Annotated in this window: 15 protein-coding genes; 6 read left to right on the top strand and 9 right to left on the bottom strand. The window is 65.9% G+C overall.

Going from position 1 to position 15,591, the window contains the following annotated elements:
- The first annotated feature begins 44 nt into the window (after positions 1 to 44).
- On the top strand, positions 45 to 1,013 hold the full coding sequence (locus GDN70_RS22665; RefSeq protein WP_018317545.1) for a tripartite tricarboxylate transporter substrate-binding protein: 969 nt from the start codon (positions 45 to 47) through the stop codon (positions 1,011 to 1,013).
- 92 nt (positions 1,014 to 1,105) lie between these two features.
- On the opposite strand, the gene GDN70_RS22660 is transcribed toward GDN70_RS22665, so the two are convergent.
- The 3 genes from GDN70_RS22660 to GDN70_RS22655 form a co-directional block, all read right to left on the bottom strand.
- The gene (locus GDN70_RS22660) at positions 1,106 to 2,968 is read right to left on the bottom strand and encodes an ABC-F family ATP-binding cassette domain-containing protein (protein ID WP_038972957.1); all 1,863 of its coding nucleotides are present in this window, start codon (positions 2,966 to 2,968) and stop codon (positions 1,106 to 1,108) included.
- A gap of 110 nt (positions 2,969 to 3,078) precedes the next feature.
- Positions 3,079 to 3,252, bottom strand: coding sequence for a hypothetical protein (locus tag GDN70_RS35120; protein WP_162832233.1), 174 nt, complete (start codon positions 3,250 to 3,252; stop codon positions 3,079 to 3,081).
- Between the two features lie 218 nt (positions 3,253 to 3,470).
- A complete protein-coding gene (locus GDN70_RS22655; protein ID WP_018317542.1) occupies positions 3,471 to 3,728 on the bottom strand; it encodes a hypothetical protein in 258 nt (85 codons plus the stop codon).
- A 313-nt stretch (positions 3,729 to 4,041) separates the two neighbouring features.
- Between GDN70_RS22655 and ndk the strand changes: the two genes are divergently transcribed.
- Positions 4,042 to 4,464: a nucleoside-diphosphate kinase gene (gene ndk, locus GDN70_RS22650; protein ID WP_018317541.1), complete on the top strand. Its 423-nt coding sequence runs from the start codon at positions 4,042 to 4,044 to the stop codon at positions 4,462 to 4,464.
- 44 nt (positions 4,465 to 4,508) lie between these two features.
- Positions 4,509 to 5,369, top strand: a complete 861-nt coding sequence (locus GDN70_RS22645; protein ID WP_028144998.1) for a TerC family protein — start codon at positions 4,509 to 4,511, stop codon at positions 5,367 to 5,369.
- Between the two features lie 6 nt (positions 5,370 to 5,375).
- Here GDN70_RS22645 and GDN70_RS22640 read toward each other — a convergent pair whose 3' ends face one another.
- From GDN70_RS22640 to GDN70_RS22620, 5 genes are all read right to left on the bottom strand, one after another.
- A complete protein-coding gene (locus tag GDN70_RS22640; RefSeq protein ID WP_028144997.1) occupies positions 5,376 to 5,687 on the bottom strand; it encodes a DUF3240 family protein in 312 nt (103 codons plus the stop codon).
- Positions 5,684 to 8,758, bottom strand: coding sequence for an efflux RND transporter permease subunit (locus GDN70_RS22635; protein WP_152103060.1), 3,075 nt, complete (start codon positions 8,756 to 8,758; stop codon positions 5,684 to 5,686). The genes GDN70_RS22640 and GDN70_RS22635 overlap by 4 nt, the downstream gene beginning before the upstream one ends.
- Positions 8,759 to 9,892 carry an efflux RND transporter periplasmic adaptor subunit gene (locus GDN70_RS22630; RefSeq protein WP_049806442.1) on the bottom strand — a complete coding sequence of 378 codons (1,134 nt, stop codon included), beginning with the start codon at positions 9,890 to 9,892 and terminating at the stop codon, positions 8,759 to 8,761.
- Positions 9,893 to 10,617: 725 nt separating this feature from the next.
- Positions 10,618 to 11,181: a cytochrome b/b6 domain-containing protein gene (locus tag GDN70_RS22625; protein ID WP_152103059.1), complete on the bottom strand. Its 564-nt coding sequence runs from the start codon at positions 11,179 to 11,181 to the stop codon at positions 10,618 to 10,620.
- Between the two features lie 11 nt (positions 11,182 to 11,192).
- On the bottom strand, positions 11,193 to 11,468 hold the full coding sequence (locus GDN70_RS22620) for a PepSY domain-containing protein (protein WP_028144993.1): 276 nt from the start codon (positions 11,466 to 11,468) through the stop codon (positions 11,193 to 11,195).
- 133 nt (positions 11,469 to 11,601) lie between these two features.
- Here GDN70_RS22620 and GDN70_RS22615 point away from each other — a divergent pair, with 133 nt between their 5' ends.
- The 3 genes from GDN70_RS22615 to GDN70_RS22605 are packed head-to-tail and all read left to right on the top strand — an operon-like array spanning position 11,602 to position 13,969.
- A complete protein-coding gene (locus GDN70_RS22615; protein WP_038946536.1) occupies positions 11,602 to 11,928 on the top strand; it encodes a PepSY domain-containing protein in 327 nt (108 codons plus the stop codon).
- Entirely contained in the window at positions 11,928 to 12,593 is a 666-nt protein-coding gene (locus tag GDN70_RS22610; protein ID WP_028144991.1) for a response regulator transcription factor, read from the top strand. The genes GDN70_RS22615 and GDN70_RS22610 overlap by 1 nt, the downstream gene beginning before the upstream one ends.
- A complete protein-coding gene (locus GDN70_RS22605; RefSeq protein WP_152103058.1) occupies positions 12,590 to 13,969 on the top strand; it encodes a sensor histidine kinase in 1,380 nt (459 codons plus the stop codon). The genes GDN70_RS22610 and GDN70_RS22605 overlap by 4 nt, the downstream gene beginning before the upstream one ends.
- A gap of 106 nt (positions 13,970 to 14,075) precedes the next feature.
- On the opposite strand, the gene ppx is transcribed toward GDN70_RS22605, so the two are convergent.
- Entirely contained in the window at positions 14,076 to 15,578 is a 1,503-nt protein-coding gene (gene ppx, locus GDN70_RS22600; RefSeq protein ID WP_152103057.1) for an exopolyphosphatase, read from the bottom strand.
- Positions 15,579 to 15,591 lie beyond the last annotated feature (13 nt).

Raw genomic sequence — 15,591 nt, 5'->3', positions numbered from 1 at the left:
CCAGGAATGCGCTCATATGGAGCAATAAAAATCTGGAGGAGACCATGCGGTTCTCGATTGCCCTCGTATCGGCTCTGCTTCTGCCGCTCGGCGCGGCCGTTGCCCAGGACTATCCGACGAGGCCCATCACCATGCTGGTTCCATTCGCGGCGGGCGGGCCGACCGACACCATCGCGCGCCTGACGGCCGCAGGTATGGGGAAGTCGCTGGGACAGCAAATCGTCGTCGAGAACGCGACCGGCGCCGGCGGCACCATCGGCACGACCCGCGCCGCGCGCGCCCAGCCCGACGGCTACACGCTGCTGATCCATCACGTCGGCATCTCGACCGCCGCGACGCTGTATCGCAATCTCAGCTATGACACGAAGACGGCGTTTGCGCCGATCGGCCTCGTGACCAATGCACCGATGACCATCATTGCGCGTCCGGATTTTCCGGCCAACACGCTCAAGGAATTGGTCGCCTACGCCCAGCAGCAGGGCGACAAGCTGACTTACGCCAATGCCGGGTTAGGTGCGGCATCGCATCTCTGCGGCATGCTGTTCATGACGGCGATCCAGAAGCAGCTCACCACGGTGCCTTACAAGGGCAACGGTCCGATCATGAACGATCTGCTCGGCAAGCAGATCGATCTCACCTGCGACCAGGCGACCAACACCACCGGGCCGATCACGGCCAAGCAGGTCAAGGCCTATGCGATCACAACAAAGGAGCGGCTGAAGAGTCTGCCCGATCTGCCGACGGCCGATGAGGCGGGCCTCAAGGGATTCGAGCTCGGCGTCTGGCATGGCCTCTATGCTCCCAAGGGCACTCCGCCCGCGGTCGTGCAGAAGCTGACGGCCGCGCTGCAGACGGCGCTCAAGGATCCGGCGCTGATCGCCCGATTCAACGACATCAACACCGAGCCCGTGCCGCAGGACAAGGCGACGCCCGAGGCGCTGGGCGCGATGCTGACGAGCGAAGTCGACCGCTGGGCCCCGATCATCAAGGCGGCCGGGCAGTTCGCGGACTGAGCGGACAATCCCATGAGAGTAGCTTGGTGAGCCACTAAGGCAGGGTGATTAACTACCGCTCCTGTGCATGGGGTTGTTTTCCAGATTTGGATTCAACCCGCCGCTTCGTCGAACTGCGTGCTCGCCTCGAGCCACTGCTCCTCCGCGCGCGCCAGCGCATCGGCGGCATTGGCGCGCGCCTTTGACAGCTGCGCGGCCTGCTTGGGATCGCGCGTAAAAATGTCGGGCAAAGCGAGGGCCGTGTCGATCTTGGTGATGATGTCGCTGACGCGGGCGATCTCGGCTTCGGCCTCGGTGATGCGCTTCTTCAGCGAGCCGCGATTGTCGGGCCGCGCGCGCTGCGGCTTTTCGCTTGGCACACTGCGCTCGCGCGGTGCGGGCTCGCCGTTGCGCGCGGACAGCACCAGGCGGCGGTATTCGTCGAGGTCGCCGTCGTAATTGGTGACGGTGCGGTCGGCGACGATCCAGAGCCGGTCGGCACAGGCCTCGATCAGGTAGCGGTCGTGCGAGACCATGATGACGGCGCCGGGGAATTCGTTGATGGCTTCGGCAAGCGCGGCGCGGCTGTCGATGTCGAGATGGTTGGTAGGCTCGTCCAGGATGATCATGTTGGGGCCGAAGAAGGTCGCAAGGCCGAGCAGCAGCCGCGCCTTCTCGCCGCCCGACAGTTTGGCGACCTTGGTGTCGGCTGCCTTGCCGGAGAAGCCGATCGCGCCGGCGCGCGCGCGCACCTTTGCTTCGGGCGCGTCGCCCATCAGCTTGCGGACGTGGTCATAGGCGGACGCGTCCACGTTGAGCTCGTCGAGCTGGTGCTGCGCAAAATAGGCGATCGACAGCTTGTCCGCGCGCGTCACCTTGCCGGAGAACGGCGCAAGCCTTCCGGCGAGCAGCTTGACCAGCGTCGACTTGCCGTTGCCGTTGGCACCCAGCAGCGCAATGCGGTCGTCATTGTCGATGCGCAAGGTGACGCGATTGAGCACGGGGCTAGCCGGATCGTAGCCGACGGAGGCGTTGTCCACGGCGATGATCGGCGGCGACAGGATCTTTTCCGGCGCCGGAAAGCTGATCTCGCGCACGTCCTCGGTGACCAGCGCCGTGATCGGCTTCAGCCGCTCCAGCATTTTCACGCGAGACTGTGCCTGGCGGGCTTTCGAAGCCTTGGCCTTGAAGCGGTCGACGAAGGCCTGCAGGCGGGCGCGCTCGGCCTCCTGGCGCTTGACCTGCTTGGCATCGAGCAGCTCGCGCGCGGCGCGCTGCTCTTCGAACGAAGAATAGGTGCCCCTGTAGAGCGTAAGCTTGCCGCGCTCCAGATGCAGGATCTGGTCGACCGAGCTTTCGAGGAGATCGCGGTCGTGGCTGATCACGATCACCGTGCGCGGATAGTGCGCGAGGTGATCCTCCAGCCACAACGTTCCCTCGAGGTCGAGATAGTTGGTGGGCTCGTCGAGCAGCAACAGGTCGGGGGCTGCGAACAGCGTCGCGGCGAGCGCGACGCGCATGCGCCAGCCGCCGGAGAATTCGGCGCAGGGGCGGAGCTGATCGGCGGCGGAGAAGCCGAGGCCGGAGAGGATCGCGGCGGCACGGCTCGGCGCCGAATGCGCGTCGATGTCGACCAGGCGGGTCTGGATCTCGGCGATCCGGTGCGGATCGGTCGCGCTTTCGGCTTCGTGAAGCAGCGCGTCGCGTTCGAGGTCGGCCTTGAGCACGACGGAGATCAGGCTTTCGGGTCCGTTCGGGGCTTCCTGGGCGAGGCTGCCGACGCTCCAGCGCGGCGGCAGGGTCACCGAGCCGTGCTCTGCCGCGAGCTCACCGCGGATCACCTTGAACAGCGTCGACTTGCCGGTGCCGTTGCGTCCGACCAGGCCGACGCGCGATCCCGGCGTGATCTGCACGGAACTCTGGTCAATCAGAAGGCGTCCGGCGAGGCGGATGGAGAGGTCGGTGATCCCAAGCATGCGGCCTTGTCACCGCAAGGCGCGCCGAACGCAACCCGTTTTTCCGGGGTTATCGTTCAAGCATGATCGTTCCGGAAAACCGCTTCACACTTTTCCGGATCATGCTCGGCTCAATGCGAGTCGCGGTCGCGCTGCCTCAGCTCTTTCATGAGCTGCTCGAGATGGGTCGGGAGCTGGGGTTCGGGACGCAGGCTCTGCTGGAGCCGTTCGCCCACCGCATCGCAAATCGAACGGCTGGTCCGCCGGTCGATCTGCTCACTGTCATTGGCAAAAAGGCCAGCCATCGCGCAGGTTCCGTGTGCTCAAAGTTAGGACACGGTACCAAGTCATTGGCCCCCAAAATGGTTTCGCCGTTTTTGGGGGAATGCCGGCATTCTCGTCAAAATTGTATGAGTCCCGCCATATCCGCCCAAAATGCGAAGCCCCGGCGGGGGGATCGCCGGGGCTTCTCTTGGAAGGCAACCGGGGGGGCGGTAGCCTTTAAGTTAAGGTGCTGTCGGGCTCAGTAGCAGCGGTTGATCATCCGCCAGCGGGGTCCCCAGGGGGTCGGGACCAACCGGCGCACATAGCAGCCGCCATAACCGTAGGAGACGGGGGCATAGAAGCGCGGACCGCCCCAGCCATGGCCGCGGTGCCAGCCACCGCCGCCGCCGTGCCAGCCCGGGCCGCCACCGTGCCAGTGGGCGGAAGCCGAGGTCGGCGCCAGCGCGGCACCCAGCGCAACCGCAGCGACGGCGGCAAGCGAAAGTTTCCTCAACATGGTGATCTCCTCAATACTGCCGGCGCGGGGCTATCGCGTCCGATGGAAAGGCCGCCGAAACGGTCCGCCCGTGATCGGGCTTCAGTTTCGATGGGGCCAACCCTACGCCGGCAAGGCTGAACCGAATCCTGACAGGGGCTTCAGATTGGGTTCATCTGGGTGAAATTGTCGTAATCCAGGTTGAAACCGCATCCTCCGGTCCTGCGGCGAAGCGCCTGTGACGTCATACCGGCGATCGCTTGCCGGATGGCAAAGGCGCCGATATAAGCCCGGCAACTCGACAACCACCGCTTTTCTTCCCAAGGACAAGATTATGGCCATCGAACGCACTTTCTCGATCATCAAGCCCGACGCGACCGCGCGTAACCTGACCGGCGCCGTCAACGCCGTGATCGAAAAGGCGGGCCTGCGCATCGTCGCGCAGAAGCGCATCCGCATGACCAAGGAACAGGCCGAGACCTTCTATGCCGTCCACAAGGCGCGGCCGTTCTTCGGCGAGCTCGTCGAGTTCATGACCTCGGGCCCGGTCGTCGTCCAGGTGCTGGAAGCCGAGAACGCCATCGCCAAGTACCGCGACGCGATGGGCGCGACCGATCCGTCGAAGGCCGCCGACGGCACCATCCGCAAGCTCTACGCCAAGTCGATCGGCGAGAATTCCGCGCATGGCTCGGATGCGCCGGAGACCGCCGCGATCGAGATCGCGCAGTTCTTCTCGGGCAACGAGATCGTCGGCTGATCCATCGGCTGATAAGTTAAATCGACGGGGCGAAAGGACGTATTGTGAGCTGGCTCTGGCAGATCTTCGATCCCGCAACGATCGGGGCGTTCTTCACCCAGTTTCGCAACGAGATGGCCGAACCGACTTTCTGGATTGCGGTCGGCAAGATCATCTGGATCAACATCCTTTTGTCCGGTGACAACGCGCTGGTGATCGCGCTCGCCTGCCGCGGCCTCTCGCCGCGACACCGCCTGTGGGGCATGATCTTCGGTGCCGGCGCCGCGGTGCTGCTGCGGATCATCTTCACCGGCATCGTCGCAACCCTGATGGAGTTGCCGTACCTCAAGCTGATCGGCGGACTCGCGCTGATCGTGATCGCGGCCAAGCTGCTGGTGCCGGAACATGAGGACGAGGACGACGTCGACGCTGCCTCGCATCTGTGGCAGGCCGTGCAGATCGTCGTGGTCGCCGACATCGTCATGAGTCTCGACAACGTCATTGCGGTCGCAGCCGCCGCCAATGGCAGCGTGCCGCTCCTGATCCTCGGCCTTGCCATCAGCGTGCCGCTGATCGTCGCCGGTGCGGCGCTGATCATGGCGCTGCTCGAGAAGCTGCCGGTGCTGGTCTGGGCGGGTGCTGCGCTGCTCGGCTGGATCGCGGGCGAGGTGATGGCGACCGATCCCGGCGTCGCGCCCAAGCTGCACACGCTGTTCGACGGTCCGTTCGGTGCCGCGCTCGACTCGATGCTCGGCGCCTTGCGCATCCCGCCGCAATTCGGCCATGGCGGGGCGGGCGGCGAATATTTCTGCGCAGCGCTCGGCGTCGTCGTCGTGCTGGTGGTCGGCACCATCTGGCGCCGCCGCAAGCTGACCGCCGCGGCGCTGGAATCGTCCGAGCGGCACGCCAGGGCGTCGGCGGAGTAGGCCCGCTCAGTCGATCGTGCCGAGTTCCGTCACGGGTATCGTCCAGTAGACCAGCTTGGTTCCGGCGAACGAAACCCGCAGACGGTCGAGCAAGCGGCCGGCATCTGTCCCTGCGAGCACCACCTGCACGACGGCCTGATCGGCGTGGCCTTTCACGCGCTCGGCGGCCGTATGCAAGCGGATCTCAGTGCCGTGACCGGCTCCGTGCGATGCCGTGAATCCCGAAACCAGGTCGGTCTGCTCAGTGAGATAGTCGAACACCTCCTCGCGGAGGAGATGCGGCACAATCAGCGTCAGACAGACCGGCTGCTCGATCATTTGGCCACCTTCGACGATCCGCCATAGCGGCGATACAGAATCGGCAGGAGAATCAGGGTGAGCAGGGTGGAGGACAGCAGTCCTCCGATCACGACGATTGCGAGCGGTCGCTGCACTTCGGAACCCGGGCCGGAGGCGAACAGCAGCGGGATCAAGCCAAGCGCAGTGATGCTCGCGGTCATCAGCACGGGGCGAAGCCTGCGCATGGCGCCTTCGACGACGATGCGATCCTCGGGAAGGCCGTGGGCACGGAGCTGATTGAAGTAGGAGACCAGCACGACGCCGTTGAGCACGGCGATGCCGAGCAGCGCGATGAACCCGACCGAAGCCGGCACCGACAGGTACTCGCCCGTCACGACCAGCGCGAAGACGCCCCCGATCAGGGCAAACGGGATGTTGACGAGCACCAGCAGGGCCTGGCGGATGGCACCGAATGTTGTGAAGAGCAGCACGAAGATCAGGCCGATCGCGACGGGGACTACGACGGATAGGCGCGCGGCAGCGCGTTGCTGGTTCTCGAACTGCCCGCCCCAGGTCAGCCGGTAACCGTTCGGCAGCGGGAGTTCGGTCGCCACCTTCTGGCGGGCCGCTTCGACGAAGCCGACCATGTCGCGACCGCGGACGTTGGCGCGCACCACGCTCATGCGAGCGCCGTCCTCGCGGTCGATCTTCACCGGACCGTCTACGCGTTGGATACGGGCGACCTGCGATAGCGCGACGTGCTGTCCGGAGGCAAGCGTGAGCGGCAGGCTGGCCAGCAGCGTTGGCGCTTCCCGCGTCGTCTCGCTGCCCCGGACGAGGATCGGCGTGCGGCGTCCGTCCTCGAGCGCGGTCCCGATGGTCCGGCCCTCGATCTGCGTCCGCAGCGAGTTGACGACGGAATCCACGGTCAGGCCGAAGCGTCCGGCTTCCATGCGGTTGACCGCAACCGTGTAGTATTGAGCGCCTTCATTCAGCGTGGTGTAGACGTCCTCGGCACCGTCGATGCTGGACAGGATCGCCGACAGCTTTGCCGCGGTTTCGTTCAGCCTGGCGATGTCGGGGCCGAAGATCTTGACGGCGACGTCACCGCGCACGCCGCTGATCATCTCCTGCACGCGCATGTCGATGGGCTGGGTGAAGCTGAGCGAGATGCCGGGAAAGCCGGTGAGGACCTCGCGAAGCTTCTGCAGCAGGGCTTCGCGATTGTCGGTCGCCCGCTCGGCGGCCGGCTTGAGCACCAGGAACGTGTCGGTCTGGTTGGGGCCCATGGGATCGAGGCCGAGCTCGTCCGACCCGGTTCGCGCGACGATGCCGGCAATATCAGGTACGGCCAGAAGCGCGGTCTGCAGCCTTGCATTCATCGCTAGCGACTCGTCGAGGTTGACGGACGGAAGCGTCTCGACGCTGACGATGACGTCGCCTTCATCCATGGTCGGCATGAAGGTCTTGCCGAGCTGGGTATAGGCGAAGCCCGCCGCGACGAGGCCGATCAGCGCCGCAGCCATCACCTTGCGCTCGTTGTTGAGGGCCCAGTCCAGTGCCGGCGCGTAGATCCGTTGGGCCGCACGCACCAGCAGGGGATCGCGATGTGACGCCGACTTGAGTACGAAGGAGGTTGCGACCGGGATCACGGTGAGCGACAGCAGCAGCGAGCCGGCCAACGCGAAGATGATGGCCAGCGCGACCGGGATGAACAGCTTGCCCTCCAACCCCTGCAGCGTCAGCAGCGGGACGAACACGATGATGATGATGAGCACACCCGAGGCGACCGGTTCCAGGACTTCGCAGACCGAACGGTAGATCAGGTGGATCAGCGGAGTGGCCTTGTCCGGGGCGTGCTTGCCGAGGTTGCCGACGATGTTCTCGACCACGACGACCAGCGCGTCGATCAGCATGCCGATCGCGATCGCAAGTCCGCCGAGGCTCATCAGATTGGCCGACATTCCCACCACGCGCATGACGATCAAGGCGATGACGATGGCCAGCGGCAGGCTGAGCGCGATCACCAGTGAGGCCCGCCAGTTGCCGAGGAAAAGCAGCAGAAGGACGATGACGACGGCGGTGGCCTCGCCGAGGGCACGCACCACGGTGCCGACGGCGCGGTTGACCAGGCGGCTGCGGTCATAGAACACGTTGATCGACACGCTCTTCGGCAGCGAGGGTTGCAGCTCCGCGAGCCGAGCACGCACGTCACGGATCAGCTGACCCGCGTTGGCGCCGCGTAAGCCGAGGACCAGTCCCTCGACGGTTTCGCCGCGGCCGTCCGCCGTGACGGCGCCATAGCGGGTCAGCGTCCCGACTTTGACGCTCGCGACGTCGTTGACCAGGATCGGCACGCCCTCGCGGGTGTCGACGACGATGGCCTTGATGTCCTCGATCGACCGGATGCTGCCTTCGATTCGAACCAGAGCGCTGTCCTCGCCCTGGTTCACCCGTCCGGCGCCGTCGTTGCGGCTGTTGGCTTCGATGGCCCGGCGAAACAAATCGTAGGAAATGCCGCGCGCGGCCAGCGCATCGTTGCGCGGCACGATCTCGAAGGCGCGGACATAGCCGCCGAGCGCATTGACGTCCGCAACGCCGGGGACGGTCCGCAAGGCCGGGCGGATCACCCAGTCGAGCAGGGTGCGGCGTTCCGCGAGCGACAGCTCGGGACTGTCGATCGTGAACATGAACATCTCGCCGAGCGGGCTCGTGATCGGCGCCAGACCGCCGCTCACCCCGTCCGGGAAATCGCGCGAGATGTTCGACAAGCGCTCCGAGACCTGGTTGCGCGCCCAGTAGATGTCGGTGCCGTCCTCGAAATCGACGGTGATGTCTGCCAGCGCGTATTTCGTGGTCGAACGAAGCACCTTCTTGTTCGGCAATCCGAGCAGTTCGAGCTCGACGGGAACGGTGATGCGCTGCTCGACCTCTTCGGGAGTGAGGCCCGCCGCCTTCATGATGACCTTGACCTGAACCGGCGAAACGTCAGGAAAGGCATCGATCGGCAAGCCGGGCAGGAGGACAGCGCCGGCGCCGATCACCAGCAGCACGCCGAGCATGACGAACAGCCGCTGCGACAGTGCGAACGCGACCAGGCGCCGGAGCATTTACTGCCCCAGTCCGGAGAGGATGCCGCGAAGCGCCGAGATGCCGCCGATCGCGATCTCATCCCGGGCCGAGACGGCGCCCGCTACGACCACATGGTCCTGATCTTCCGCAAGCAGCTTGACCGGCACCAGCCGGAAGCCGCCGTCAAAGGCGACGAAGACCGACGTTTGCTCGCCCCGCCGGACTAGCCCGCTGTAAGGGATCTCCCAGGCGCTTTCGCCGGTCGAGAGAAATCCGATGCGGGCCGCGGTGGTCTGGCCGGGATGCAGCTCGCCGTCGTTGGGGACTTCCGCGCGAACCAGAATAGTCTGGGTGGCAGGATCGATGGTCTCTGAGACCAACACGACCTTGCCCGGGGTGGAATAGCCCTCGATCTCGACTTTCGCGCCGGTACGGATCGCTCGAATATTGGCGGCAGGGACCGCGATTTCCGCCCATAGCGGCGAGAGCCGCGCCAACTTGACGAGCGGTGCGGATTGTTCGAGCCGCTGCCCTGGTGACACCGCGAGTTCGACCACGGACGCGGCTTGCGGTGCATTGACCGTGAGCGTCCCGCTGATCGCCGCTTGCTGGGCCAGCCGGGAGATTGCATCGTCGGACATCCCGCTCAGATGCAGCATCTGACGCCGTTCGGCGACGACGAGGGCGGCCTGGCGCGCTTCGGCCTGGCTGGCCTCCAGCACGCGTTGCGGAACGGCCTTGCCCTCGAACAGATCCGCATTCCGATTGAGTTGCTGGTTGGCGAGATGCTCCTGCGCGATCGCGTGCAGATAGTCGCGTTGCTGGGAGACGAAGCTCGGACTTTCCAGAGTGACCAGCGGCTGGCCGGCCGTGGCGCGGTCACCGCGCCCGACCAGGAGAGTGGCGACCATGCCGGCTACCGGCGCGCTGACGACCCACAATTGTTGCGTCGGGATGACGACCTGGACGGGATAGGGCAGCGTCAGATCGGTCCGGCTCGCGACCGGATGGGTCACGCGCACCCCGAGATTGCGCGCCTGCGCATCGCTCAGCTTCACCTCGTCCTGTGCCATCGACACGGAAGGTAACAAGCTCAATGCAATGGCGATGAGCGTACGAGCGAGCGTGCCGCCAGAGAAGGTGAGAAGGAGAGGTCCGTGGCGGACTCGCATGAGGAATGTCCCGCATTCGCCGGCGAGCGAAGCGCTGCTCGATTGCAGATTTCGCTTAACCCACCAGCGCGTTGGGGCGTTGATCTGTCTCAAGCGGGCCCACCACTTTGGAAGGCTGCTCGCCGTCCCGGGAGGGCTTCGGTTGATCTTGCTCAATTCCGTCCCAGCCCGGGAAGCTAGGCTGGCTTTGCATCCTTCGGAGAGGCGGCCGTGAGACCAACAAGATTCGCGTCGATCCTGGCAACCGGCTTTGTCGCGCTGGTTGGGCTTGTGCAGCCGGCACTCTCCCATAGCGGAACGGCGCAGGACCCCTGGAGTTCTGCGCACATCGAAATGCTGCCGCCTGAAATCCGAGCGGACGTGCGGAAATGGGATGCCGCGTGCGGCGCGCCAATCGCCGCTGCCCAACGCTTTGCTCTTTATCTGACCGTGCCGGGCGCTCAATTCCTGGCTCTCCATTTTGACGACTTTCGTTGCCGCAACAGGGCAGTTTATTGCGGGTCCGCAGGGTGCCTGCACGAGGTGTATGTCTCGAAAAGCGGGCGTTACAGACGTGTGCTTTCCATGCACGCTCATGACGTTCGGCTGTCTTCTTCCCACGATCAGGCCGTCGTTGAAGTCGTGGACGGGAGGGGCACGAGCCGCACGCTGTGGTGGAACGGAAGCCGATTTGTCGGCAGATGAGCGTTTGAGAAGCCTTCGTGCCGGGGCATCCCCGGGCTCGCTCATGACGGACGCTTCCTCCCGGTGATCATCGCCTTCACCAGGCTCTCGCGGTGCTCGAAGCTCGCCACGAGGACGCCAAGCACATGGACGACGACGAGGCCGATCGTGAGGTTGGCGAACGCCTCATGGACCTCTTCCACCCATTTTGCTCCCCAGAAGCTGCCAATCGTCATCATGTAACCGGAGGTGCAGGTGCCGATCAGCATGACGATCAGCGCCACGACCATCGTGCCGCCGGCAGGATTGTGGCCGAGATAGCGTGGCGCCCTCAGCAGCGCCACGTCGCGCATGTAGGCGAGCACCGCGCGCGGCGAGCGCACGAAGTCGCTGAAGCGCGCATGGCGCGGCCCCACGAAGCCCCATAAGATCCGTAGCGCGAGCAACCCCGCAATCGCGTAGCCGGCGGCGATATGGACATTCTCGATCTCGTCACCGGTCGCATACGCGAGCAGAAACAGCCCGGCCAGCGACCAATGGAACACGCGCACAAAGGGGTCCCAGACCTTGACGGTGGCCGGCGGCTTCTCGCTGCCGGCCACCGTCGCATCGTGAATCGAGCTCATGGCGCGGCCTCTTACAGCTGACCGACGATCTGGCCGCTGGTCGGATCGACGAACAATTCGACCCGGCTGCCGGACTTGTCGATGGTGTAGAGTTCGCCGCAGGCGTTCTTGAGCTTGGCCTTCTGGACTTTGTAGCCCTGGGCTTCGACCTTGGCCTGCAGTTGTTCGAGCGGCAGCCAGCTTGTCTGCGGCGCCGCAGTGCAGGGACGCCCGAGGCTGCCGGCATGAGCGGTCGCGGTGGCTGCGAGCAAGGCGGCGGTCGCGATGAAGATGGTGATGTTGCGCATGGTTCTCTCCGGCTTGTGGCGCCCGGCCGCGTCATGCGGCGAGGCGATGGACGGACACTGGCAGAAGAGCGCTGACGGCCACCTGTTGATCCACGTCAGCGTTCTGTCAGGTCGATTAGGGCATTCTTTGCGAATGCAGCCCGCCAGCCTCCTGGGATTCCTCGCGGTGCCATTGCTGGCAGGGGTCCTGCTCGCGCCGGTGCCTGCCGCAGCAGGCGGCCACGATAAAGGCGCGCCCGACGCGGTTCGCCGTGCAGTCGAGGCGGGTGAGATCAAGCCGCTCGCCGACATTCTCGCATCCATTCGCGGCAAGCTGCCGGGTGAGGTTGCCGGCGTGGAGATAGAGCGCGAGCGTGGCCGCTGGATCTACGAGTTTCGCGTCGTCGACGACAAGGGCCGCCTCTACGAGGTGTACGTCGATGCGCGCAGCGGCGAGATCGAACGCGTCAAGGAGAAGTGATGCGCCTGCTGCTCGTGGAGGACGACCGACGGATCGCGGCCGATGTGGAGAGGGCGTTACAAGCGGCCGGCTATGTGGTCGAGACCGTCCGCAACGGCGAGGAAGCCTGGTTCCGCGGTGATACCGAGGACTACGGCGCCGTCATCCTCGATCTCGGCTTGCCCGACATGGACGGCCTGGCGGTGCTCAAGCGCTGGCGCGCGAACGGACGCTCCATGCCGGTGCTGATCCTGACGGCGCGCGGCAGCTGGGCCGAGCGCGTCGATGGTATCGACGCGGGCGCCGACGATTACCTGCCTAAGCCCTTCCGCATGGAGGAACTGCTGGCGCGGCTGCGCTCGATCGTGCGCCGCTCGGCAGGCCATGCCTCCTCACGGATCGTCGCCGGCGACGTCGAACTCGACGAGCGTCAGATGAAGGTGACGCTGCGCGGCGTACCCGTCGCGTTGTCGCCGTTGGAATATCGCCTGATCGCCTTTCTCTTGCACCACCGCGGCCGTGTGGTGTCGCAGCACGAGCTCGACGAAAACGTCTATGGCCACGGCGAGGACCACGAGTCGAACGCGCTCGAGGTGCTGGTCGGCCGGGTGCGCAAGAAGCTCGGCGCCGATCTGATCGAGACCAGGCGCGGCTTCGGCTATCTGATACCGGAGACGACGCCGTGAGCTGGGGCTCGTTGCGGCTGCGACTGGTGGCCGGCGGCGTTGTGGCCATCCTGGTTGCGCTGACCATTGCCGGCGCCGGGCTGACGCTGCTGTTCGAACGCCACGTCACGCGCACGATCGGCAGCGACCTCGACATCTATTTGAAGCAGCTCGTCGCGGGTATCGACGTCGATGCCCAGGGCAAGCTGGTGGTGGGCCGGCCGCCGGCCGATCCGCGTTTTGCCGACCCGCTTTCGGGCCTGTACTGGCAGGTATCGGACGACGGCGGTCAGGTGCTGCGTTCACGTTCGCTGTGGGACACGGCGTTGGACCTGCCGCAGGACGAGCCGTCGCCTCGCGAATTGCACCGTCACGTCATCCCCGGGCCGGCGAACGCGCGGCTCCTGGTCAGTGAACGCCGCGTGCTGCTGACCGTGGGCGACCGCCGCGTCCCGGTGCGCGTCGCGGTGGCGGCCGATCTTGCCCGCGTGTCGGTCGCCGCCTCGCAATTCGCCAGGGATCTGGCACTGGCGCTCGGCCTGCTGGGGCTGGTGCTGGCGGCGGCCACCTCGATCCAGGTCGGACTGGGCCTACGTCCGCTCGATGCACTTCGCCGCGGCGTCGCCGACGTCCGCTCAGGCCAACGCAAGCATCTCCCCGTCGACGTCCCTGCCGAGGTGAAGCCGCTGGTGGAAGAGGTGAACAATCTGATCGACGCCCAGGAAGGCGAGATCGAACGTTCGCGCAGCCGCGCCGCCGACTTGGCGCATGGGCTGAAGACGCCGCTCGCCGCGCTCGCGGCCGACGTCGCGCTTTTGCGTCAGCGAGGTGAGCAGGACGTTGCCAAGGCCATCGAAGCTGTCGCCGACGCGATGAGCCGTCATGTCGACCGCGAGCTGGCACGCGCCCGGGCGCGAGGCACGGCACGACAGCGTGGCGGTATCTCCACGCCCCTCAGACCGCTTGTCGAGTCCCTGATACTGACGCTGGCGCGCACGCCTGCCGCGCAGAGGCTTGAATTCAAGGCCTGCATAACGGGCGAACCGAGCGTGCCGCTCGATCGCACCGATCTGGCCGAAGTGCTGGGCAATCTCCTGGAAAATGCCGCCCGTCACGCCAAGAGCCAGGTGCGCATTGGCGCGGATGCCATTGCGGGCCCGGCGATCACGGTCGAGGACGACGGGCCGGGCATCGCGGCCGCCGAACGTTCGCGCGTGCTCGAACGCGGTGCGAGACTGGATGAGCGCGGCGAGGGCGCCGGCCTCGGCCTCGCGATCGTTCAGGACGTGCTCAGTGCCTATGGATGGCTGCTTGTCCTCACCGATTCCGAGCTCGGCGGACTGAAAGCCGTCATCGCGCCAGAGGGCAGCCGCGATCGAACGGCCGCTGCTGGTTGAAGACCCTAAAGCGCGATGCGATTAGGATGAAACGTCATCGCTCTTCAGGTTGTTGTTTGAGCATGATCTTTTCGGAAAACCGCTGCGCACTTTTCCGGATCATGCTTTAGCGCCGCACGATCGAGCCGGCGCGGCTGACCAGGCGGGCGAGTGCGCGGAAGCGGCTGCCGACGCGGTCGGCGACGAGGTCGCCGAGGCGGTGCTCGAACACCAGCATCAGCTTGCGGCCCTGGCTGCGGAAATGCGTGGCCGGCAGCACGCCCGGGCGCGCCGCCGAGATCAGATGCGCGACGCGGAACGCCGCGCCCAAGAGGCGCGCGCGTTCGAGCTGCGCCGGCGTCAGCAGCTCCTGTATGGTGACCGGCGGCTGGTTTTCCTCGCTCAGGCCCGCATAGCGATAGAACACCGACAGGCCGACGAAGGCACGCTCGGTGTGGGTGATCGCGCCGAAATTGCCGTTGACGACGAGGCTCAGCGTCTGCTCGCCGCGGTGATCGGGATGCACGCGCCAGCCGATATCGGACAGCAGGCACGCGGTGTGGCGCAAGCGGCGGTCCTCCTCGGTCTCGCGCAGCTTCACCACACGCGCGAGGCGGTCGGTCCAGGCGATCAGCTCGTGGGCGTGCTTGGCCGAGCGCGACAGCAGCTGGTTCAGCTCTTCCGCGGCGCAGATCAGGCCGTCCTTGTTGCGTTCCGGCTCCGACAGCTTCTCGTGCAGCAGGCCCTCGCGCACGCCGAAGGTCGAGAACACGATCGTCTTCGGCTTCGCCACCCGGATGATGTGCTCGAGCACCAGCGCCGCATAGGTGAGAAGGGGGCGGCGGGCATCGGCGACGCTCTCGATGTCGGCGAGCATGTCCGCGGCCGCCAGGCGACGGAGACGACGCGAGAAGTCGAGCGCTTCAGCCGCCGACAGCGAGTAACCGTGCATCACCTGGAGCGGATAGCCGCTCTGGATGATGTGAATGCGCGCCAGCGCGCGCCAGGTGCCGCCGACGGCGTAGAAGGTGCGGCCGCTGCCGGCGGTGAGCTGCGGTACCTCGTCGAGCTCCTCGCGCACGATGCGATCCGCGCGCTTGAGCGATTTATGCGCGAGGTCCTGCAGCGCGAGGCCCCCCAGCGGCAGCGTCACGCCGCTGCGCACGCTGTTCCTGCGCACGTCGATCAATTCGAGCGAGCCGCCGCCGAGGTCGCCGACGATGCCGTCGGGATGATGGATGCCGGAGATCACGCCGAGCGCCGACAGCCGCGCCTCGCGCGGGCCCGAGAGGATCTCGATCTTCACGGCGCAGATGCGCTCGGCCTTCGCGATGAAGTCGGGGCCGTTGGAAGCGTCGCGGCAGGCCGCGGTCGCGATCGCGAACACGCGCCCGACCTGCATCACACGGCACAATGCGCGAAAGCGCCTCAGCGAGGTCAGCGCCTTGTCGACGGCGTCGGGCGCGAGCAGACCGGTGCTCTGCACCTCGCGGCCGAGGCCGCACAGCGTCTTCTCGTTGAAGATCGGAATGAGGCTCCGCGTCAGCCCCTCGTAGACGACGAGACGGACCGAGTTGGAACCGATATCGATGACCGCGACGCTCGAGCCGCGCTTGCGCGGCCGCTTCACGTCGAACATCCCT

Source organism: Bradyrhizobium sp. TM102, assembly GCF_009176685.1.
GTDB lineage: Bacteria > Pseudomonadota > Alphaproteobacteria > Rhizobiales > Xanthobacteraceae > Bradyrhizobium > Bradyrhizobium ottawaense.
Note: the sequence above shows the minus strand (reverse complement) of the source record. Positions and strands in the feature narration are given on the sequence as shown.

What these genes read in the sequence shown, in the direction of transcription:
- GDN70_RS22665 (WP_018317545.1), top strand. Translation starts at nt 45, where the DNA reads ATGCGGTTCTCGATTGCCCTCGTATCGGCTCTGCTTCTGCCGCTCGGC.
- GDN70_RS22660 (WP_038972957.1), bottom strand. Translation starts at nt 2,968, where the DNA reads ATGCTTGGGATCACCGACCTCTCCATCCGCCTCGCCGGACGCCTTCTG.
- GDN70_RS35120 (WP_162832233.1), bottom strand. Translation starts at nt 3,252, where the DNA reads ATGGCTGGCCTTTTTGCCAATGACAGTGAGCAGATCGACCGGCGGACC.
- GDN70_RS22655 (WP_018317542.1), bottom strand. Translation starts at nt 3,728, where the DNA reads ATGTTGAGGAAACTTTCGCTTGCCGCCGTCGCTGCGGTTGCGCTGGGT.
- ndk (WP_018317541.1), top strand. Translation starts at nt 4,042, where the DNA reads ATGGCCATCGAACGCACTTTCTCGATCATCAAGCCCGACGCGACCGCG.
- GDN70_RS22640 (WP_028144997.1), bottom strand. Translation starts at nt 5,687, where the DNA reads ATGATCGAGCAGCCGGTCTGTCTGACGCTGATTGTGCCGCATCTCCTC.
- GDN70_RS22635 (WP_152103060.1), bottom strand. Translation starts at nt 8,758, where the DNA reads ATGCTCCGGCGCCTGGTCGCGTTCGCACTGTCGCAGCGGCTGTTCGTC.
- GDN70_RS22630 (WP_049806442.1), bottom strand. Translation starts at nt 9,892, where the DNA reads ATGCGAGTCCGCCACGGACCTCTCCTTCTCACCTTCTCTGGCGGCACG.
- GDN70_RS22625 (WP_152103059.1), bottom strand. Translation starts at nt 11,181, where the DNA reads ATGAGCTCGATTCACGATGCGACGGTGGCCGGCAGCGAGAAGCCGCCG.
- GDN70_RS22620 (WP_028144993.1), bottom strand. Translation starts at nt 11,468, where the DNA reads ATGCGCAACATCACCATCTTCATCGCGACCGCCGCCTTGCTCGCAGCC.
- GDN70_RS22615 (WP_038946536.1), top strand. Translation starts at nt 11,602, where the DNA reads ATGCAGCCCGCCAGCCTCCTGGGATTCCTCGCGGTGCCATTGCTGGCA.
- GDN70_RS22610 (WP_028144991.1), top strand. Translation starts at nt 11,928, where the DNA reads ATGCGCCTGCTGCTCGTGGAGGACGACCGACGGATCGCGGCCGATGTG.